At 48.8% G+C, this 18431-nt stretch carries 22 protein-coding genes; 15 read left to right on the top strand and 7 right to left on the bottom strand.

The genetic code is table 11. The features are described 5' to 3' along the window. Positions 1-150: 150 nt before the first annotated feature. Entirely contained in the window at positions 151-381 is a 231-nt protein-coding gene (locus R2I50_RS08405; protein WP_316608706.1) for an HPr family phosphocarrier protein, read from the bottom strand. A gap of 104 nt (positions 382-485) precedes the next feature. Between R2I50_RS08405 and mtaB the strand changes: the two genes are divergently transcribed. Further along, positions 486-1778, top strand: coding sequence for a tRNA (N(6)-L-threonylcarbamoyladenosine(37)-C(2))-methylthiotransferase MtaB (gene mtaB / locus R2I50_RS08400; RefSeq protein WP_316608705.1), 1293 nt, complete (start codon positions 486-488; stop codon positions 1776-1778). Here mtaB and R2I50_RS08395 read toward each other — a convergent pair. Next, positions 1751-2956: a family 10 glycosylhydrolase gene (locus R2I50_RS08395; RefSeq protein WP_316608704.1), complete on the bottom strand. Its 1206-nt coding sequence runs from the start codon at positions 2954-2956 to the stop codon at positions 1751-1753. The genes mtaB and R2I50_RS08395 overlap by 28 nt on opposite strands. A 22-nt stretch (positions 2957-2978) precedes the next feature. Here R2I50_RS08395 and R2I50_RS08390 point away from each other — a divergent pair, with 22 nt between their 5' ends. After that, entirely contained in the window at positions 2979-3248 is a 270-nt protein-coding gene (locus R2I50_RS08390) for a DUF1294 domain-containing protein (protein WP_316608703.1), read from the top strand. Next, positions 3239-4105, top strand: a complete 867-nt coding sequence (locus R2I50_RS08385; RefSeq protein ID WP_316608702.1) for an RluA family pseudouridine synthase — start codon at positions 3239-3241, stop codon at positions 4103-4105. The genes R2I50_RS08390 and R2I50_RS08385 overlap by 10 nt, the downstream gene beginning before the upstream one ends. Here R2I50_RS08385 and R2I50_RS08380 read toward each other — a convergent pair. The 4 genes from R2I50_RS08380 to queA form a co-directional block, all read right to left on the bottom strand. Continuing rightward, positions 4098-4502 carry a TIGR04086 family membrane protein gene (locus R2I50_RS08380; protein ID WP_316608701.1) on the bottom strand — a complete coding sequence of 135 codons (405 nt, stop codon included), beginning with the start codon at positions 4500-4502 and terminating at the stop codon, positions 4098-4100. The genes R2I50_RS08385 and R2I50_RS08380 overlap by 8 nt on opposite strands. Before the next feature lie 50 nt (positions 4503-4552). Continuing rightward, positions 4553-4927: a preprotein translocase subunit YajC gene (gene yajC, locus R2I50_RS08375; protein WP_316608700.1), complete on the bottom strand. Its 375-nt coding sequence runs from the start codon at positions 4925-4927 to the stop codon at positions 4553-4555. 94 nt (positions 4928-5021) lie between these two features. After that, complete coding sequence (gene tgt / locus R2I50_RS08370; RefSeq protein WP_316608699.1) at positions 5022-6152, bottom strand: tRNA guanosine(34) transglycosylase Tgt; 1131 nt, start codon at positions 6150-6152, stop codon at positions 5022-5024. A gap of 27 nt (positions 6153-6179) precedes the next feature. Then, positions 6180-7202, bottom strand: a complete 1023-nt coding sequence (queA, locus tag R2I50_RS08365) for a tRNA preQ1(34) S-adenosylmethionine ribosyltransferase-isomerase QueA (protein WP_316608698.1) — start codon at positions 7200-7202, stop codon at positions 6180-6182. Between the two features lie 180 nt (positions 7203-7382). Between queA and asd the strand changes: the two genes are divergently transcribed. The 7 genes from asd (at position 7383) to R2I50_RS08330 (ending at position 13882) form a co-directional block, all read left to right on the top strand. Beyond that, positions 7383-8468 carry an aspartate-semialdehyde dehydrogenase gene (gene asd, locus R2I50_RS08360; RefSeq protein ID WP_316608707.1) on the top strand — a complete coding sequence of 362 codons (1086 nt, stop codon included), beginning with the start codon at positions 7383-7385 and terminating at the stop codon, positions 8466-8468. A gap of 36 nt (positions 8469-8504) precedes the next feature. Further along, a complete protein-coding gene (gene dapA, locus R2I50_RS08355; protein WP_316608697.1) occupies positions 8505-9404 on the top strand; it encodes a 4-hydroxy-tetrahydrodipicolinate synthase in 900 nt (299 codons plus the stop codon). A 50-nt stretch (positions 9405-9454) separates the two neighbouring features. Next, positions 9455-10207, top strand: coding sequence for a 4-hydroxy-tetrahydrodipicolinate reductase (gene dapB, locus R2I50_RS08350; protein WP_316608696.1), 753 nt, complete (start codon positions 9455-9457; stop codon positions 10205-10207). A 73-nt stretch (positions 10208-10280) separates the two neighbouring features. Further along, entirely contained in the window at positions 10281-10502 is a 222-nt protein-coding gene (locus tag R2I50_RS08345) for a DUF3343 domain-containing protein (protein ID WP_316608695.1), read from the top strand. 2 nt (positions 10503-10504) lie between these two features. Then, on the top strand, positions 10505-11644 hold the full coding sequence (locus R2I50_RS08340; RefSeq protein WP_316608694.1) for an aminotransferase class V-fold PLP-dependent enzyme: 1140 nt from the start codon (positions 10505-10507) through the stop codon (positions 11642-11644). An 86-nt stretch (positions 11645-11730) separates the two neighbouring features. Further along, positions 11731-12597, top strand: a complete 867-nt coding sequence (cdaA, locus tag R2I50_RS08335; protein WP_316608693.1) for a diadenylate cyclase CdaA — start codon at positions 11731-11733, stop codon at positions 12595-12597. Next, positions 12587-13882, top strand: coding sequence for a hypothetical protein (locus tag R2I50_RS08330; RefSeq protein WP_316608692.1), 1296 nt, complete (start codon positions 12587-12589; stop codon positions 13880-13882). Before cdaA ends, R2I50_RS08330 begins: the two co-directional genes overlap by 11 nt. 121 nt (positions 13883-14003) lie before the next feature. On the opposite strand, the gene R2I50_RS08325 is transcribed toward R2I50_RS08330, so the two are convergent. Beyond that, positions 14004-15188 carry an FtsW/RodA/SpoVE family cell cycle protein gene (locus R2I50_RS08325; RefSeq protein ID WP_316608691.1) on the bottom strand — a complete coding sequence of 395 codons (1185 nt, stop codon included), beginning with the start codon at positions 15186-15188 and terminating at the stop codon, positions 14004-14006. 168 nt (positions 15189-15356) lie between these two features. Between R2I50_RS08325 and tsaE the strand changes: the two genes are divergently transcribed. The 5 genes from tsaE to R2I50_RS08300 all read left to right on the top strand — a co-directional run bounded on the left by tsaE (position 15357) and on the right by R2I50_RS08300 (position 18250). Further along, complete coding sequence (tsaE, locus tag R2I50_RS08320; protein ID WP_316608690.1) at positions 15357-15797, top strand: tRNA (adenosine(37)-N6)-threonylcarbamoyltransferase complex ATPase subunit type 1 TsaE; 441 nt, start codon at positions 15357-15359, stop codon at positions 15795-15797. Beyond that, the gene (gene tsaB / locus R2I50_RS08315) at positions 15778-16476 is read left to right on the top strand and encodes a tRNA (adenosine(37)-N6)-threonylcarbamoyltransferase complex dimerization subunit type 1 TsaB (RefSeq protein ID WP_316608689.1); all 699 of its coding nucleotides are present in this window, start codon (positions 15778-15780) and stop codon (positions 16474-16476) included. Before tsaE ends, tsaB begins: the two co-directional genes overlap by 20 nt. Positions 16477-16478: 2 nt before the next feature. Further along, a complete protein-coding gene (gene rpiB / locus R2I50_RS08310; protein WP_316608688.1) occupies positions 16479-16934 on the top strand; it encodes a ribose 5-phosphate isomerase B in 456 nt (151 codons plus the stop codon). 87 nt (positions 16935-17021) lie between these two features. After that, positions 17022-17714 (top strand): uracil phosphoribosyltransferase, encoded by a 693-nt coding sequence (upp, locus tag R2I50_RS08305; RefSeq protein WP_316608687.1) that lies wholly within the window; start codon positions 17022-17024, stop codon positions 17712-17714. Between the two features lie 5 nt (positions 17715-17719). Then, positions 17720-18250 (top strand): hypothetical protein, encoded by a 531-nt coding sequence (locus R2I50_RS08300; protein ID WP_316608686.1) that lies wholly within the window; start codon positions 17720-17722, stop codon positions 18248-18250. The last annotated feature ends 181 nt before the right edge of the window (positions 18251-18431 follow it).

The following is an 18431-nucleotide window of genomic DNA, read 5'->3' as shown; positions in this document are numbered from 1 at the left end:
GGAGACGCAGACAGGCTGGCGCCTGTCAAGGAGCCCAACAAAGCTATACGAAATATAGCGCAATAGATGATAAAGGTTTTTATTAAGGATTAGTATAAAGAATCACCCGAGCATAACGCCCGGGTGATTTGACATTTTACGCAAAAATCATTATACTGTAAAGGTCTTTAAATCCTCGATGAAGCTGTCCAGGTTTTCACCGTCCGCTTCGATGTCGATCGGCTTGGTGAGATCGAGGGATAAGACGCCGATGATCGAATGAGCGTCGATAGAATACTCATTATGGTTGAGAACGATCTTGACCTTGGGGTATTTTGCGGTCATGGCGACAAAGGCTCTCGCCGCGTCTACGCCGTGGATCATAATTTTCGTGCTGTACATAGTAACGCCTCCAAAATTTTGAACGCTTCTATATTAGCACGAAATTCACTCTTTATCAACAGCAAAAGCGCTGAATATTTCTACATTTTTCGTGGTGATTTTATTTGAAATTTTATATTATTACATTAGGCTGTAAGGTAAATCAGTATGAATCCGAGGTGATGTCGGAGCTGCTGACCTCATCCGGTTATCAAAAAGCAGTCGATTATACCGACAGCGATATTTGCATCATCAATTCATGTACCGTAACATCGACCGGAGATGCTAAGAATCGCAAGTATATCAACCGCGTAAGGCGGGAGAATCCCGACTGTATCATTGTGCTTTGCGGCTGTATGCCGCAAGCTTTTGCCGATCAAACGGAGCTTTTCAGCGGTTGTGATATCGTTATGGGCAATACAGCCCGCCGCGAGATCGTCCCTTTGATCGAAGAATATCTCATGAACCGTGAACCGATCATTCGTATCGGTGAGCACAAAAAGGATGAAGCGTTCGAGCCGATGAAGATCTCAGCGTTCAACGAACGGACCCGTGCTTGTATCAAAATTCAGGACGGCTGTAATCGCTTCTGCACCTACTGTATCATTCCTTATGCCCGCGGTCGCGTGCGCTCCAAGCCGCTTGACATTCTGCGTGAAGAAGCAAGAGAGCTTGCAAAGAACGGCTTTAAGGAAGTTGTGCTGGTAGGTATCAACCTAAGCGCCTACGGACAAGAGCTAAACCTTGGAATTGACGACGCTGTTCATGCCGTATGTGAGCTGGATGGCATTGAGCGAGTACGCCTCGGTTCGATCGAGCCTGAGCGCATGACCGAAGACATCCTTTGTCGTTTAGCGAACGAAACAAAGTTTTGTCCTCATTTTCATCTCAGTCTGCAGGCGGGCTGTGATAATACGCTGAAGCGGATGCACCGCCATTACGATACCGCTGAGTATGCGCGTATTGTCGGTGATATTCGTCGCCTTTTTGATAATCCCTCCATCACAACCGACGTTATGGTTGGGTTTGTAGGGGAGACAGAGGAGGATTTCAATTCTTCTGTTGCTTTTTGTGATCAAATCGGTTTTGCGAAAACTCATGTTTTCCCGTACTCACGTCGTAAAGGAACCCTCGCTGATAAATTGGACGGTCATATCGACGAGAAGATCAAGCATGAACGTGCCGATATAATGATCGCTCATACGCTGGAGGAGCAGAAGCGCTTCATGCAGTCTCAGGTCGGACTCACAGAATCTGTTCTTTTTGAATCAAAAACGAAGGATGGCTCTATGGAGGGCTATACCAAGAATTATACAAAGATCAAAGTTCAGGATGACTCCGTTCGGAGCGGAGATCTTGCGGATGTATATATTACCGAAGCACATGACGATTACTGCGTCGGAGAAGTCGTCAGATAACGCATAACGTTCTGTATCTCCTCAGCGTTTTCTTCATTATGAAGACTGTCATAGCTGTATAGTATAAAGCCGCGGGTCTTTTTCTCCCGACAGATCTCGATTTCTGTTTTCAGTATGTCGTTGTTATCAAGCCAGGTTCCGCTGTCGGCGTCTGTTCCCGCTTTATAGGCGGGTAAGCCGATATATAAATCTACGCCCTTTACGTATTTTAGCTCAAGCCAGTCCTTTAGTCCTTCCTCAAAGGTCAGCGCAGGATTATCGAGCGAAAAATAGATCTGAGGACAGATATAGTCGATATAACCCGCCTCGGTACACCATTTCACAACATCCGCATATAATCCCGCGTTATTATCGAGATTACCCTGCGGCGATATACCGAATACCGTGTTCGGATTCGCATCATGGACTGCTTGATACACTTCCCGGATCATCATGTTAACATTCTCCTTACGAAATTTCTCCAAGGATAGGGGAGAAGCGGTAGTATTTTTGTATCGTTCGTAATCCTCGCTGTCGAAGTCTCCGCAGTCAGGCGGGTAGAAATAGTCGTCGAATTGGATCCCGTCTACGTCGTAATTTTCCGTGATTTCCCTAGCACCGTTGACGATCAGCTCCCGTGCCTTGTCCGAGGCGGGATTCAGATATAGATCGCCGTTGATCTCTACGCCGATGGATGGATCCTTTATATATGGATGATCGTTGCTGAGCTCTGCGGGCGTTTCTCTCGTTGAGATTCGATAGGGATTGAGCCACGCTTGTACGGCGATTTCATGAGCATGAGCTTGTGTGATGATGTAGTCGAGCGGATCATACCCGGGATCTTTACCTTGAGTTCCCGTTAGGATATGGGACCACGGATAGTACCGCGAGGGATAAAGCGCGTCGGAAAATGGGCGGATCTGAACTACCATCGTATTCAGCGCCGCGTTTTCCATATCCTTGATTATCTTATCGATCTTCGTCTTGAACGCATCCTCCTTGTCCGCTTCATTCTCGACGTCGAGTGTCATATATGTAACCCAGATACCGCGCATTTCCTGCGGCTTTCTAACTTCATCTGCCGTAGCGGTCATTTTTCGATCGTTTTTAGGCGGCTGTGTTCGCTTGCCCGCGACAAACAGTATCGCTCCCGTGAGGAACAGGAACGATAATAATATCGGCAATATCCTTTTCATCATATTATATCACTCCGAGGTTGTTTTGAAATACTTTTATCTTTACTTATTTATGATCAATCTGATCGCGATTATCGTTACCGTGCATGACAAAAATGCCGCAGAACGCGGCTCATGGCGTGTTAAAGAACGAACCTTGATGCTGATCTCCGTCTTAGGCGGATCGCCTCTCATGTATCTTACGATGCTGACGATCCACCATAAAACACGTAAACCGTTGTTCATGGTCGGTATTCCGCTGATCTTTACCGCACAGGTTGCGGCGTTTCTTCTGGTACGTCACCTATGGCTGTAGGCGTATATACATTCCGAGTCGGCATCGAGCATGACGGTAAAACGGCTAAAACCTTTCTCAGACAGGAAATCGGCTTATCTGCCCGCTCCATGACGGTTTTAAAAAAATCGGGTACGGGAATTACGCGCAACGGCGAGATGCTTCGAGCACATGATATTCTTCACACGGATGATCTTGTGATCGTTGATTTACCGAAAGAGGTAAATCTGATCGAGCCTGTAGCGGGCAAGCTCGATATCCTTTTTGAAGATGACCGACTGCTGATCGTTAATAAATCTGCCGGTATGCCTGTACATCCGACGAAGATCCACCAGCTTGACACTTTGGCTAATGTCATAGCGGCATATCAGCGACAAAAGGGAGAGACGTATGTGTTTCGTGCTCTGAATCGTTTGGATAAGGATACCTCCGGTATCGTTATCATTTCAAAGGATCGTGTGACATATTCTTTGGTTCAACCTACTGTAAATAAGGTGTATTACGCCGTATGCGAAGGGATTATCTCGACTTCGGGTACGATCGATATGCCGATTGCGCTTGAAAATGACAGTACAATTCGTCGCTGTGTGCGCGAGGACGGCGATCACGCGGTCACACATTATAAACCGATCCGCTGCGGTAACGGACATACCTTGTGCCGTGTGACGATTGAGACCGGTAGAACGCATCAGATACGCTGTCACATGAGTCGGCTCGGTCACCCGCTCGCAGGCGACGACCTATACGGGGGAAGCCTGGGATTTATCACAAGACAAGCGCTGCATTGCTCCGAGGTTTCGTTTTGTCACCCTGACACGCATGAACTGATTCAAATACACAGCGATATTCCGACAGAATTTGCGGAGCTTCTTACTTGATTCGGATACGTTCTTTACGGTTGACTCCCTTGATTCCTCCCGCAGCGCCGCATAGTAACAGTACGCCTGTACGGATCGCGGTAAGTATTCCGATATTTCCGTCGCCGAAACCGAATCCGAACGCAAGAGTAATCAACAGGATGACCGCTCCGACGATCAGTCCGATCATCAATCCGCCGCTTTTCATGATTGCCGCGGCAATATACGATCCGATCAAAACGCCGATCGCAAGGAAGATTACTGTCAGATAATCAACTATTCCGTAAGGTATGCCTGACAGATAATTGAGTACGACAGCGCAAATACACATCAGAACCGTTGTGATACAGATTGACGATATAATGCCGACCGCACAGGCTATCCAAATTCTGCCACTGTTTTCTTTAAAAAAGGACATAAAAAATCACCCCTGTATAACGTATGCAGGGGTGATGATTTTTATGAGGATTATAACTGATTGTTCTTTTCTTCCTTCGCGGCTTCTTTGGCAGCTTTTTTTGCGGCACGCTTCTCCTTGAGCTCCTGGAGCTTATCAGCCTTAGCCTGCTCCTCGGATGCGGTGGCGGTGTCGTTGCTTGAGATCGCCCATTTCTTAAACTTCATCTTTGTACGGTCGGGACCGGTCTCGATAACGAAAGCGTCCTCGTTCTCCTTGACAGCGATGATACGACCCTGGATACCGCCGATAGTAGTGATCTCATCGCCGATCTTGATATTGTTGCGCATTTCCTGTTCGCGCTTTTGCTTCTTTGAGTTCGGACGGATCAGCAGAAAATAGAATACGACGAGCAAGCCGCCCCACATCAGTATCATTAACCACATATTTCCGCCGCCTTGAGCATTAAACATATGTAAAACATCCTTTCTGATAAGAATACCAAATTATTATAACAGCATTTTCCTGATTTTGCAAGCCCTAAATCCGTTTATCGAGAATCAAGCGGTTTTCCCTGTAGAAATGTGAAAAGGTTCCGTTGTCAAGATGCTCGCGGATACGCTCCATCAAAGTGTTGTAGAAGTAAAGGTTATGCATGACGGCAAGCCGCATTCCGAGCATTTCCTTGGCTTTGAGCAGATGACGGATATAGGCGCGGGAATGTCGCTGACACACGGGACAATCGCAGAAGCTGTCGATGGGATTATCATCGAGCTCATATTTCGCGTTGTTGATATTGATCACACCGCTCCAAGTGAAGAGATGACCGTGTCTTGCGTTACGCGAGGGCATCACGCAGTCGAACAGATCGACGCCGCGATAAACCGCCTCCAGAATATTGACCGGTGTGCCGACTCCCATCAAGTACCGCGGCTTGTCAACAGGAGCAAAGGGTTCAACAGCCTCAATGATTTCGTACATCGTTTCTGCCGGTTCACCGACCGCTAACCCGCCGATGGCGTAGCCGTCGAGTCCGAGCTCCGCGATCTCCTTCATGTGGTCGATTCTCAGATCGCGGTACGTCGCGCCCTGGTTGATGCCGAAGAGCATCTGATGCGGATTGATCGTGTCCTCAAGAGAGTTCAGCCTGTCCATCTCCGCCTTGCAGCGATTGAGCCAGTTGGTAGTACGCTTGACCGAAGCCTTCGCGTATTCGTAGGGAGCGGGATTCTCGACGCATTCATCAAACGCCATTGCGATCGTTGAACCCAGATTTGACTGGATACGCATACTCTCCTCGGGTCCCATGAAGATGCGCCTGCCGTCAATATGGGAGTTGAAGATGACGCCTTCTTCCTTGATATTGTTCAGCTTTGCGAGGGAAAAAACCTGGAAGCCGCCGGAATCGGTGAGGATCACGCCGTTCCAGCCTGTCATCTTGTGCAGTCCGCCGAGCTTTCGAACTGTCTCATCTCCTGGACGAAGATGCAGGTGATAGGTGTTGCTCAGCATGACCTGGGTTTTGATATTTTGCAGATCATAAGCAGAGAGTCCGCCTTTGATCGCCCCGCAGGTCGCAACGTTCATAAACGCAGGCATTTGCACCGTACCGTGAACGGTGGTGAATTCGCCGCGTCGTGCATTTCCTTCTATTTTAATCAGCTTATACATAATGATTCCTTATCTTAACAAAGTGATTTACAGAATCGCCATCGCGTCGCCGAATGAGAAGAAGCGGTAGTTTTCCTTGACGGCAATATTGTAGGCGCGCATAGTTTTGTCATAACCGTAGAAAGCGGAGACCAACATAATCAGCGTACTTTCGGGCAGATGGAAGTTTGTGATCAAGCCGTCAAGTACTTTAAACTTAAAGCCGGGATAGATGAAGATATCCGTGAAACCGTCACAGGCGAGTAACTCACCCTGAGCCGCGACGCTCTCGAGTGTACGGCAGGAGGTCGTACCGACCGCAATCACGCGCTTACCCGACGCTTTCGTTCGTTTGATCAGTTCAGCGGTCTCTGCAGGGATTTCATAGTGCTCGCTGTGCATCTTGTGCTTTGTTACATCATCCACCTTCACTGGACGGAATGTACCGAGTCCCACGTGTAAGGTGACATATCCAATGTTGACGCCTTTCTCTCGGATTTTGTCAAGCAGTTCATTTGTAAAGTGCAGACCGGCTGTAGGAGCGGCGGCGGAGCCCAGCTCATGGGAATATACCGTCTGGTAACGCTCCTGATCCTCGAGCTTCTCGGTAATATAGGGAGGGAGAGGCATCTGACCGATCTTATCGAGCGTTGCATAGATATTCTCTTCGCTGTTGAGTTCAACGATACGGTTGCCGTCATCCGTCACTTCGATGACCTCGGCGGTCAAAAGGCCGTCACCGAAAATGAAGCGGGTACCGGGCTTTGCCTTTTTACCCGGTTTTACGAGTGTTTCCCACCGCTTGCCGTCCAGCTGTCGGAGCAGGAGAAATTCGATCTTTGCGCCGGTGTCCTCCTTATATCCGTAGATTCGGGCGGGAATAACGCGGCTGTCGTTGACGATCAGCGTATCGCCTTTGTTCAGATAATCGATGATATCATAGAAATGCTTGTGTTCAATATTGTCGCTTTCACGGTGCAGTACCATCAATCTTGAATGATCCCTCGGCTCGATCGGTGTCTGTGCGATCTGCTCCTGCGGCAGTTCATAGAAAAAATCACTGGTTTTCATGCAATGGACCTCTACATGCAATTATTTCATAAGATTACACATTTGAAATTGACAAATGTGCTGATGAATGGTATATTATAGGTTGAGAAAGGTTGATTCAAAGTATCTTTTCACTAGTCATATAATATATTATTATGAATGAAAAGACAACTGTTTTTTGAAATTTGGGAGGAATTTATGATGAAAACTTATAACGTCGGCATCATCGGTGCCACCGGTATGGTAGGTCAGCGCTTCTCGCTGCTGCTTGAAAATCATCCTTGGTTTAAGGTGACCGCTATCGCCGCTTCCAAGCGTTCCGCGGGTAAAACCTATGCTGAGGCGGTAGAGGGCAGATGGGCGATGACCGCTCCGATCCCCGAGAATATCAAAGATATGGTCATGATGGATGCTGCTGATGTAGAGGCAGTCGCCGCGAAGGTCGACTTCGTATTCTGCGCCGTCGATATGAAGAAGGACGAGATCAAGGCGCTCGAGGAAGCGTACGCGAAGGCTGAGTGCCCCGTCATATCCAATAACTCCGCGAACCGCGGTACACCCGATGTTCCGATGATCGTTCCCGAGATCAATCCCGAACATGCCGAGATCATCCACGCGCAGCGCAAGCGTCTGGGCACCAAGCGCGGCTTCATCGCCGTTAAGTCCAACTGCTCCCTGCAGAGCTATGTTCCCGCGATCCATCCCTTAAAGGAAAAGTATAAAGTCAACAAGGTTCTCGCGTGTACCTACCAGGCGATCTCCGGCGCAGGCAAGACCTTCGAGCGCTGGCCCGAGATGGTCGATAACCTCATCCCGTATATCGGCGGCGAGGAAGAGAAGAGTGAGCAGGAGCCCCTGAAGCTGTGGGGTCATATCGAAGGCGATAAGATCGTAAACGCCGACGACATCGCGATCACCTCTCAGTGTCTGCGCGTCCCTGTTTCAGACGGTCATACCGCGGCGGTATTTATGAGCTTCGGCGTTGATGAGAAGCCTTCTGTCGAAGAGATCATCGAGGTTTGGAACAACTACAAGGGCAGAGCCCAGGAGCTCGAGCTTCCCTCCGCTCCCAAGCAGTTTCTGCATTACTTCACCGAACCCGACAGACCTCAGATCAAGTCCGAGCGTAATCTCGAGGGCGGTATGGCGATTTCTGTCGGCAGACTCAGACCCGATACCCAGTATGATATGAAATTCGTATGTATGTCCCACAATACCCTCCGCGGTGCTGCAGGCGGCGCTGTCCTGATGGCAGAGCTGCTGTGTGCCGAGGGCTACATGGACTGATAATTGAGTTCAACATAATTTCTTGGAGGAATTCTGATGAAAAAGCCTATCTTCAAGGGCGCAGGTGTTGCGCTGATTACTCCGATGCATTCCGACGGCTCCGTCAACTATGAGGAGCTGGCGCGTCTGCTCGAGTTCCAGGTCGAGAACGGTACCGACGCGATCATCGCCTGCGGTACGACCGGCGAGGCGGCTACCCTGACCGTTAAGGAGCACTGCGAGGTGCTCTCGTTCGTGTGCGAGCGTATCAACGGACGTATCCCCGTTATCGCAGGTACCGGCTCCAATGATACCAATACCGCAATTGAGCTGAGTAAGTCCGCCGAGGCTTCCGGTGCCGACGCGCTGCTTTCCGTCACGCCCTATTATAATAAAACTTCCCAGACAGGTCTGATCCGTCACTTCACCACGATCGCGGATAATATCGATCTGCCGCTGATCCTGTACAATGTTCCGTCCCGTACCGGCTGTAACATCAAGCCTAAGACCTACGCGGAGCTGTGCAAGCATGAGAATATCGTCGCGACCAAAGAAGCGAACGGCGATATCTCTTCCGTTTCCCAGACCCGTTCTCTGTGCGGCGACAAGCTGGATATCTACTCCGGTAACGATGACCAGACCGTGCCCTTCATGTCGCTGGGCGCTCTCGGCGTTATTTCCGTATTCTCTAATTTCTGCCCGAAGGAGATGCACGAGATCTGTGAGCTCTGCCTGAACAATAACTTTGTCGAGGCGGCGAAGCTCAATTTCCATTACGTTGAGCTGATGGATATCATGTTCTCCGACGTTAACCCGATTCCGGTCAAGACTGCGATGAACCTGATCGGCTTCAATGCCGGCGAGTGCCGTCTGCCGCTTGTTCCGATGAGCTATTCGGGCTATCACGATCTCAAGGATTGCCTGCAGAAGTATAACCTGATCGGTAAATACGCATGATTTAACACAGGGCGAGTAATCGCCCTGTTGCCTTATAGGGGGAAAGAAAAATGTTGAAAATATTACTGAACGGCTGTCTCGGCAAGATGGGACAGAATATTGAAGATTGCGTCAACGAACGTGATGATGTGATGATTTCCTGCGGTGTCGATATTGCCGAGGGCGAGCGTATTTATCCTGTTTACACCTGCTTTGTGGATGTACAGGAGAAGCCCGACGCCATCATCGACTTTTCCAATCCGCTGGTGCTTGATGATATGCTTGATTTCGCTGTCAGAAATAATATACCGGTCATTATTTGCACGACAGGTTTTTCCGAGAATCAGGTGCAGAAGATAAAGGATACATCGAAGCTGATCCCCGTCTTCTATTCCGGCAATATGTCACTGGGTATCAACGTACTGATTGAGCTGTCGAAAATGGCGGCAAAGGCGTTGAGCAGTACCTTTGATATTGAGATCATCGAAAAGCACCATCACCGTAAGCTTGACGCTCCCTCCGGTACGGCGCTGATGATCGCCGACGCGATCTCGGAGGTCGCGGGGGATACGCAGTATGTCTATGACCGCCATGCTTATCGTAAGAAGCGTGAGCACAGCGAGATCGGTATCCATTCCGTTCGCGGCGGTACAATCGTCGGCGAGCATGAGGTCATCTTCGCGGGTCATGACGAGGTCGTATCGATCAAGCACCAGGCACAGTCTAGAGGCGTTTTTGCCGCAGGCGCGGTGAACGCGGCAGTCTATCTGAAGGACAAGCCCGCCGGACTGTACAGCATGTCCGATCTGCTGAAAGAAGCATAATCATTGTCTGTTAAACTGATGAACACCTTTGTTTTCCTGTCATAAACTGATAGGGAACAGAGGTGTTTTATTTATGATAAAAGAACTGATACTCTTACCTTCCGTTACCTATGCTATGAAGGCAAAAAGTATTTTAGATAACAAGCATATCCGCGCCTATATCCAGCGTACCCCGAAGTCTGCCGCTGTCCGTTCCTGCGGTTACTGCCTATATGTACCGAGTAAAACCGATGAAGCAGAAACGATCCTACGCAGTAACGGCATTCGCGTCCTCGGCAGAGCGGAACGGGAGTAGCCATGATCTATCTCGATAACTCCGCGACGACCTATCCAAAGCCGCCACAGGTGATCCGCGCAGTTCACGAAGCGTCGTCCCGATATGGTTTTAACCCCGGACGAGGCGGTTACCGTCAGTCACTCAAAACAGCGGAAAAGATATACAATGTCCGAACAAAGGCGAAGGAATTTTTCGGAGTTTATGATGAGACGGGTGTGATCTTCACCGGCGGCTGTACCGAGGCACTGAATACAGTGATCAAGGGCGTTTTGCGTAAGGGCGATCATGTCGTTATATCCTCCTTGGAGCACAACGCAGTCGTCCGTCCTCTCCATCGACTTAAAGAACAGGGAATCATCTCTTATTCTGTTGCCGAATTAGGCGAGAATGACGAAGAAACCCTGCATCATTTCAGAGATAAGATCAACAGTCACACACGTCTCATGATCTGCACGCATGCTTCTAATGTTTTCGGCACTCGATTACCGGTTGAACGGCTCTGCGCCCTTGCTCACAGCAACGGAGTCTTATTCTGTCTTGACGCAGCTCAAAGTGCCGGTATGTTTGATATTGATCTCAACAGAGACGGCTATGATTTTGTGTGCTGCGCGGGACATAAGTACCTTTACGGACCGATGGGCATAGGACTGCTGCTTTTGGGGAATGATAGAATCATTGATACGCTCAGGGAGGGCGGTACCGGCAGCGAGTCGTCGTCCTATGAAATGCCGCGGTATTACCCCGATCGACTGGAGGCGGGTACGCTGAATGTTCCCGGTATCATTGGGCTGGGATCTGGACTTAGCTTTGTTTCAAGCAGGGGAATCGACAAGATTTACCGTTCGGAATCCTCTTGGATACGTCAGCTGTACCGTCAGTTTTCGACAATTCCTTCGATTCAAATGTACACCGAAATATCACAGCTCGACCGAAACGCGCCCGTGCTGTCACTTAATGTCAAAGAAAAAAACAGTGAGGAGATCGCGCGAATCCTCGGCGAGAGCTATGATATCTGTGTCAGAGGCGGTCTGCACTGTGCGCCTCTTGCACATCAAACGTTAGGGACGTCTGAAACCGGCACCGTCAGGATTGCGCCATCTGTATTTTCAACGGAATATGACAGAGGTATATTGGTCAATTCTTTGAGAAAAATCAACTAATCTTATTGCAATCAAAAGTTCCCTGTGCTACAATAGATTAAGATTATGTGGTATTATCGCTTCTGCGGTAATAAAAAGGGAGCATTATGGCAACTTTGTGGCAACGAATCATCAGTTCACTGATGGATTTCCATGTGAATGACGCGATCGACATCATCGTTATCGCATTGATCTTATATTATCTGTTTAAGCTGTTTCGCCAGAGCCGATCCGGTCAGCTGGTAAAGGGCTTGGTCGTTCTGCTCGTCGCTTACGCGATCGCTTCAATCGTTAACCTGACCATGCTGCATTATATCCTTCATTCACTGTTCCAGTTTGCCGCGATCATGCTGGTCGTGATCTTTCAGCCGGAGCTCAGACAGGGTCTTGAGCGTCTCGGTAGAAATAAAACGCTCAAGAATATCGTCTCTTATCCGAGCAATCAGTCCGTTGAGACAGATATAGTTAAGGCGATCGGAGATGTATCGGACGCCTGCTCGGTGTTCTCAAGCACTAAGACCGGCGCGCTGATTGTATTTGAACGCGACGGACTTTTGAATGAGATCGCCGGAACGGGAACGATGCTTAACAGCGATACGTCCCCCGCTTTACTCGGCAATATCTTCTTCAACAAAGCGCCGCTGCATGATGGTGCGTGTATTATTCGCAACGGAAAAATCCTTGCCGCAGGCTGTATTTTGCCTTTGACCAAGAGCCTGAACGTCAGTCAATCGCTCGGTACACGTCATCGCGCTGCGATCGGTATGAGCGAAGAGACCGACGCGGTCATCGTTGTCGTTTCCGAGGAGACAGGCGCGATCTCGATTGCGATTAACGGTAAGCTGAGGCGAGGACTCAGCCGTAATCAGCTGTATGACAGGCTTTCTGAGCTGTTGATCAAAGAGGTACAGGAGCGTCCGAACCTTTTTGCGTCGTTATTCAAGAGTAAAAAGGAGAAGAATCATGAATCGTAATCAATCCTTTTTAACTCGTTTTTTTTCTCATAATATCGTACTGCTGGTGCTTGCGTTTATCCTGTCTTTCACCGCATGGCTTCTGATCAAGACCAATGATGAGACCGACTCCACCGCAGTCATCAAGGATGTTCCCGTAACGATCGAATTGCCCGAAGCGGCTGTCAATCAGGATCTGAAGCTCTTTAAGGGCGGCGACGAGAAGGTATCCGTCAAGGTCAAAGGGAGCCGCGTTGAGGTCGCTTACCTTACGGAAGAAAGTATCAAAGTCACCTCCAAGCAGTCAAGTCAGTTAACGGCGTCAGGTTCTTATACGCTGGATCTCACCGCGTCGCCCGCGAGCCTGACCTCCGGATTCTCGATCGAGTCCATTGATCCGCCGAGCATCGAGTGCTTTGTCGACAATGAGCTTGAAAGAGAGTTTACCATCGATAATAAGATGTCCGCCGAATTTAAGGATAAGGATAACAAAGATAAGCTGAGTGTCGATTATGCGCTTTCTACCGCTACGGTAAAGGTATCGGGACCGACAACACAGGTATCTAAGATCAACAGCGTTGCGATTGTCGATACCGTAACCGCCGTTGACGCGAATTTTGACAAGACGCTCACCGAGAAGCTGCTGTTTTTTGATGAAGCGGGCAATGAGCTGACCGACCAAGAGACGGATATGATCAAGAAGGATGTTAACGAGGTCGAAGTGAAGGTTACAGCTCTGCCGACAAAGACCGTTAACCTTGCTGTAAAGCCCGTCAACGGTCCCTCAAAAAATGTTCCCGAGATCACGATCTCACCCAAGACGGTCACGATAGCCGGACCTTCAGATACCCTTAAAGCGATCGGGAACGATACTATTATCATTGATTCACTGAATTTCAGTGAGCTTGATAACAAAAACCAGAGTAAAAAAATCAGTATCAAGGCGCCGACCGGCTGCAAGGTTGTTTCCGAGAATAAAGAAGCGCAGGTTTCGGTCGATCTGTCCGCTTACAGCCAAAAGTTTGTTACAGCTACCATATCCAATCGTATCGACGCAACCGCATATAATGTTGAGTTTGCGTCTAATACCGTAGATATCACGCTGATCGGACCCGAGGATAAGCTTGATTCGATTACCGCTTCCGGTATTACGGCGATCGCCGACTTTACCGGTATGCTGGATAATGTTGAGAATAAAAAAATGCAGCTTACCGTACCTTTGAAGATATCCCTGTCGAGCGATTATGCCGACTGTTGGATCTATAACTCTTATACCACGCAGGCAAGCGTATCTAAAAACGATTAAATAGCCTCTGATTGATTCACGCCTGACGTCTGAGCACGCGATTTACTCAAATGAATTAATCATTATCTGCTTAAAGAACAGGCTGTCGCAGAAATGTGACAGCCTGTATTTTATGAGTTAATCAGTTGTAATATGATCGCGTCATATATTTATAGCGGTTATTTCTCAGCCTGCCTTCGGGTGCGTCGGCAGTATCCTTGTGGAAATATACGCTCTGTACCAGTCCGATCCCGATCAGAACCGACATCAGCGACGTACCGCCCGATGAGAAGAAGGGGAGAGTAATACCGACTACCGGCAAGAGACCCAGCACCATGCCGACGTTGATGATCGTTTGAACGCCGATCATCGAGAAAACCCCGACGCAGATCATCTTGCCCAGATAATCTCGTGCTTTAGCAGCGTCCAAAATCAGCTTTAGGCAGATCGCAAGCAACAGGAACAACAGTAATATGCAGCCGATGAATCCGAGCTCTTCGCCCGCAACAGTGAAGATGAAGTCGTTCTCCTGTTCGGGTACGATGCCCGACGCTACACGCGCGCCGTTACCGAGTCCCGTTCCTGTCAGCCCGCCCGAAGCGACAGATACCTTTCCCTGATATTGCTGCCATCCGTAGTTGGTCATCGCGTTGCCGTCGATATCAAAAATCGCCGTGAAGCGGTTCTTGTGCTCATCGTTGAGAAAATATGTCCAGATGATCGGGATACCTGCCGCAAACAGAAGCAGCATGATAAGAAAGTATCTCAGCTGTACGCCGCCGACGAACGCCATGATTAGGAACATGAACAGGAAGATCAGTACCGTTCCGTCGTCGCCTTGCATGTGGATCAGTACGACAGGGATCGCCATATGCACAAGCAGGGTGATCACGCCTGCCGGGGTATGAAGCAGCTCTGTATCGCGAAGTGATTGAAGATGCTTTGAGAATGTGATGATGAAGAAGATCTTGACCAGCTCCGACGGCTGGAACGATAATCCGCCGGGGAGTGTAATCCACGCGGTATCATCGGTGCCTCCGACGTTTCTGCCGATGATGAATACCAATATCAGCATGGCTAGCGACAACCCTATCAAGAACCACCACAGCCTTGCGATATGCTCATAATCGATGAAGGTCAGAACGATTGCCGCCGTATAACCGATGCACAACGCCAGTATCTGGGGCGTTAAGAAGCTGTATTCATACGCCCGCTGCATGGAGTTGATCAGCATGAGACTGTAGATCGAAGCAGATATCGCCAGAAGCCAAAGAATCAGGTCGGATTTGGTGAAGAATCTCTTCAGTCCTTTAATGAAATCCGTCATAGTATTCCTTTCAGAAATAATCTATCATCTATTATAGTGAAACCGTTTTGTAATTACAAGATAAATCTTTGTAACCGATGTAAATACATTGATTCAATATTCCTCTGGGGCATTATGAATGATACTCAATGTGATAAAATAACTTATTAGGATAATTTGGAGAATGTTATGATTCAGTTTTTATCTCAATCAACTAAGGATACAGAAGCGCTCGGAAAACGTATCGCTTCGATTTTAACAGGTCAGGAGGAGATCGCTATGTTCGGCGATCTCGGCGCCGGCAAGACCGCGTTTACCCGCGGTTTATGTGCGGGTCTCGGCATCGATGAAGGGGTGAGCAGTCCGACGTTTGCGATTGTGAACGCATACGACGGTAAATACCCCGTTTATCACTTCGATATGTATCGCATCTCGAGCGCGGACGATCTTTTCGCGACCGGTTTCTATGACTATCTTGGCCGGGGAATCATTGTTATCGAGTGGAGCGAGAATATTGAAGAAGAACTCGAACCCGACTGTATCCGTATTATGATCGGTAAAACCGAGCATGATAATGAAAGAATTTTTACCATAGAGGGGTTGGATGCGTATGCTGATGTTATCTGTTGATTCCTCCGCCGCTCCCGCCTCGGTCTGTCTGACGGAAAACGGTAGGATTATTGCCGACTATTATCTGAATACCGGTTTTACCCACAGCCAAACGCTGATGGCGATGACAGAATCTGTCCTTACGATCAGCGGTAAAAAAGCTGATGAGATCGATGCTTATGCCGTAAACAACGGTCCCGGTTCATTTACGGGCGTCAGGATCGGCGTCAGCGCAGTGAAAGGAATGGCGTTTGCGACGGACAAGCCCTGTATAGCGGTTTCTACCTTGCTCAGCATGGCGTATAACTGCCTGGGGAATCATTGTATCGTTTCCGCGTGTATGGACGCACGTCGTCAACAGGTTTATAACGCTGTTTTTCGCGTCAGCGGGATGAAGGTTGAACGATTGACCGAGGACAGGGCGATCGCCGTAGATGATTTGATCAGGGAACTCGATACATATTCAGATCAGGTCATGCTCGTCGGTGACGGCGCCGAGCTTGTATCCCGAGCGGTTCAGAGCGATCATATCGTACTTGCACCCGAACAGATTCGTTTTCAGCGAGCGGCTTCCACAGCGGCAGCGGCTCTTGAAGCATATAACAGGGGAGAGATACTCTCTCCGGCGGCGCTCATGCCGTCTTATCTCCGCCTTTCTCAGGCTGAGAGAGAAAGAAACGCCAAACAGAAAGGAAAATGATTATGATTGCAATCGGCTGTGACCACGGCGGTATCAATATCAAAAATGCCGTCATCGAGTATATGAAGGAGAATAGCTTTGAGTTTCACGACTTTGGCTGTTATACAACCGGCAGCGTTGATTATCCCGAATATGCGTATAAAGTTGCGAAAAGCGTCGCTGACGGAGAGGCGGAGTTCGGTATCATTTGCTGCGGTACCGGTATCGGTGTTTCGATGGCAGCAAACAAGGTTAAGGGAATCCGTGCAGCGGTTTGCACCGACGAGTTCTGCGCCGAGATGACCCGACGTCATAACAACGCCAATATTATGTGTATGGGCGGCAGAGTTATCAGCGAGGAGAAGGCGGTGAAGCTTGCCTCCATCTTCCTGAACACCCCCTTTGACGGCGGCAGACACGAGAACCGCGTCAATATGATCACTGCGATCGAGAACGGCACATTTGATACGAAACACTGATATAAGGCAGATTAGGATTATCTGCTGTTTATCAGTATTCGTTATGAAGCTAAATTCATTTAAAAATCAAAGAAAGAAGGATATATTATGAGTAAAGTAACAATTTTTGACCATCCGCTGATCCAGCACAAGCTTGCGATTCTCCGTGATGAGAATACCCCTACCAAAGAGTTCCGCGAGCTGATCTCCGAGATCTCCATGCTGATGTGCTATGAAGCGACCCGCGACCTCCCTCTCGAGGATGTTGAGATCAAGACGCCCATGGCTAAGATGATCGCGAAGAAGATCGCCGGCAGAAAGCTCGCTTTCGTTCCGATTCTGCGTGCCGGCTGCGGTATGCTCGACGCAATGCTGACGATGGTGCCTTCCGCTAAGGTCGGTCACATCGGTCTGTACAGAGATGAGATCACCCATAAGCCTGTCGAGTACTACAACAAGCTCCCCGGTGACATCGAGGAGAGAGACGTATTTGTTCTCGATCCGATGCTGGCTACCGGTGGCAGCGCTGTCGACGCGATCCAGATCATCAAGCGTTCCAATCCCCGCTCCATCAAGTTCCTGTGCATCATCGCCGCTCCCGAGGGTATTGACGTCCTTACCAAGGCGCATCCCGACGTTGAGCTCTTCTGTGCGGCAAAGGATGAGAAACTTAACGAGAACTGCTATATTCTTCCCGGTCTCGGCGACGCAGGCGACCGCATCTACGGTACGGACGTTGTCGGTGAGGTTTCCGTAGATAAGCGCGGCAGTACCGTCAAGCTTCATTCTAAGACCAAATGATGAAGATGAATAGTATCACTCGAATCGCTTCGTTATTGATTACTGCTTTGATGATCCTTTCATTGTGTGCCTGCGGCGGGAGCGGTTCTTCTACCAAGGATGAAGAAGGTAAACTAAACAAGATCACTACCGACGGCGGTAAGGTCATCGGTTATGAGCGCAAGTATTATAACGACAACGGTGATTTGTCACGACTCGATGTTTACGATAAGGACGAGAATTATGACCATTATATTCTGTATGAGTATGATGAACAGAATCGTCTTGTCAAGGAGACAACCTATCGTGCCGACGGTATCGGTCAGCACTATTACACCTATGTCTACAATGATAAGGGCGTTATGACTGAGAAAGGCTACTATACCATGATGAACGGTGCGACCCGTACCCTTTACGATGACAAGGGATACGCGATCGAAAGGTTTACCTATAATAACGATAATAAGCTCGCAAAGCATGAGGTTATCGAAAACGGCGTATGGAAGGACGCTCCTCTCGAAGAACCGACCGAAGCCTCAACGGATGCTAAACACTGATACTAATTAGATAATCTCATTCTGATTTCGATTATTGGTTAGACTTATACTAAGTATCATTAAAACACTTTAACATTTATTTCGATAAATTCCGCATAGCGGTGTTGTCGTCCTTGACATACGCCAGTATGCCTGCGTCCTCCGCCTTGCTCTGCGAAATTTCTCGCTAACAAATTTGTTA

Origin of the sequence: uncultured Ruminococcus sp. (assembly GCA_902785355.1) — a bacterium.
Lineage (GTDB): Bacteria > Bacillota > Clostridia > Oscillospirales > Acutalibacteraceae > Ruminococcoides.
Note: the sequence above shows the minus strand (reverse complement) of the source record. Positions and strands in the feature narration are given on the sequence as shown.

What these genes read in the sequence shown, in the direction of transcription:
- rpiB (WP_316608688.1), top strand. Translation starts at nt 16,479, where the DNA reads ATGATTGCAATCGGCTGTGACCACGGCGGTATCAATATCAAAAATGCC.
- cdaA (WP_316608693.1), top strand. Translation starts at nt 11,731, where the DNA reads ATGGCAACTTTGTGGCAACGAATCATCAGTTCACTGATGGATTTCCAT.
- dapA (WP_316608697.1), top strand. Translation starts at nt 8,505, where the DNA reads ATGAAAAAGCCTATCTTCAAGGGCGCAGGTGTTGCGCTGATTACTCCG.
- tsaB (WP_316608689.1), top strand. Translation starts at nt 15,778, where the DNA reads ATGCTGATGTTATCTGTTGATTCCTCCGCCGCTCCCGCCTCGGTCTGT.
- queA (WP_316608698.1), bottom strand. Translation starts at nt 7,202, where the DNA reads ATGAAAACCAGTGATTTTTTCTATGAACTGCCGCAGGAGCAGATCGCA.
- asd (WP_316608707.1), top strand. Translation starts at nt 7,383, where the DNA reads ATGAAAACTTATAACGTCGGCATCATCGGTGCCACCGGTATGGTAGGT.
- R2I50_RS08380 (WP_316608701.1), bottom strand. Translation starts at nt 4,502, where the DNA reads ATGTCCTTTTTTAAAGAAAACAGTGGCAGAATTTGGATAGCCTGTGCG.
- dapB (WP_316608696.1), top strand. Translation starts at nt 9,455, where the DNA reads ATGTTGAAAATATTACTGAACGGCTGTCTCGGCAAGATGGGACAGAAT.
- R2I50_RS08395 (WP_316608704.1), bottom strand. Translation starts at nt 2,956, where the DNA reads ATGATGAAAAGGATATTGCCGATATTATTATCGTTCCTGTTCCTCACG.
- R2I50_RS08325 (WP_316608691.1), bottom strand. Translation starts at nt 15,188, where the DNA reads ATGACGGATTTCATTAAAGGACTGAAGAGATTCTTCACCAAATCCGAC.
- tgt (WP_316608699.1), bottom strand. Translation starts at nt 6,152, where the DNA reads ATGTATAAGCTGATTAAAATAGAAGGAAATGCACGACGCGGCGAATTC.
- R2I50_RS08345 (WP_316608695.1), top strand. Translation starts at nt 10,281, where the DNA reads ATGATAAAAGAACTGATACTCTTACCTTCCGTTACCTATGCTATGAAG.
- R2I50_RS08300 (WP_316608686.1), top strand. Translation starts at nt 17,720, where the DNA reads ATGAATAGTATCACTCGAATCGCTTCGTTATTGATTACTGCTTTGATG.
- tsaE (WP_316608690.1), top strand. Translation starts at nt 15,357, where the DNA reads ATGATTCAGTTTTTATCTCAATCAACTAAGGATACAGAAGCGCTCGGA.
- yajC (WP_316608700.1), bottom strand. Translation starts at nt 4,927, where the DNA reads ATGTGGTTAATGATACTGATGTGGGGCGGCTTGCTCGTCGTATTCTAT.
- R2I50_RS08340 (WP_316608694.1), top strand. Translation starts at nt 10,505, where the DNA reads ATGATCTATCTCGATAACTCCGCGACGACCTATCCAAAGCCGCCACAG.
- R2I50_RS08405 (WP_316608706.1), bottom strand. Translation starts at nt 381, where the DNA reads ATGTACAGCACGAAAATTATGATCCACGGCGTAGACGCGGCGAGAGCC.
- R2I50_RS08330 (WP_316608692.1), top strand. Translation starts at nt 12,587, where the DNA reads ATGAATCGTAATCAATCCTTTTTAACTCGTTTTTTTTCTCATAATATC.
- R2I50_RS08385 (WP_316608702.1), top strand. Translation starts at nt 3,239, where the DNA reads ATGGCTGTAGGCGTATATACATTCCGAGTCGGCATCGAGCATGACGGT.
- upp (WP_316608687.1), top strand. Translation starts at nt 17,022, where the DNA reads ATGAGTAAAGTAACAATTTTTGACCATCCGCTGATCCAGCACAAGCTT.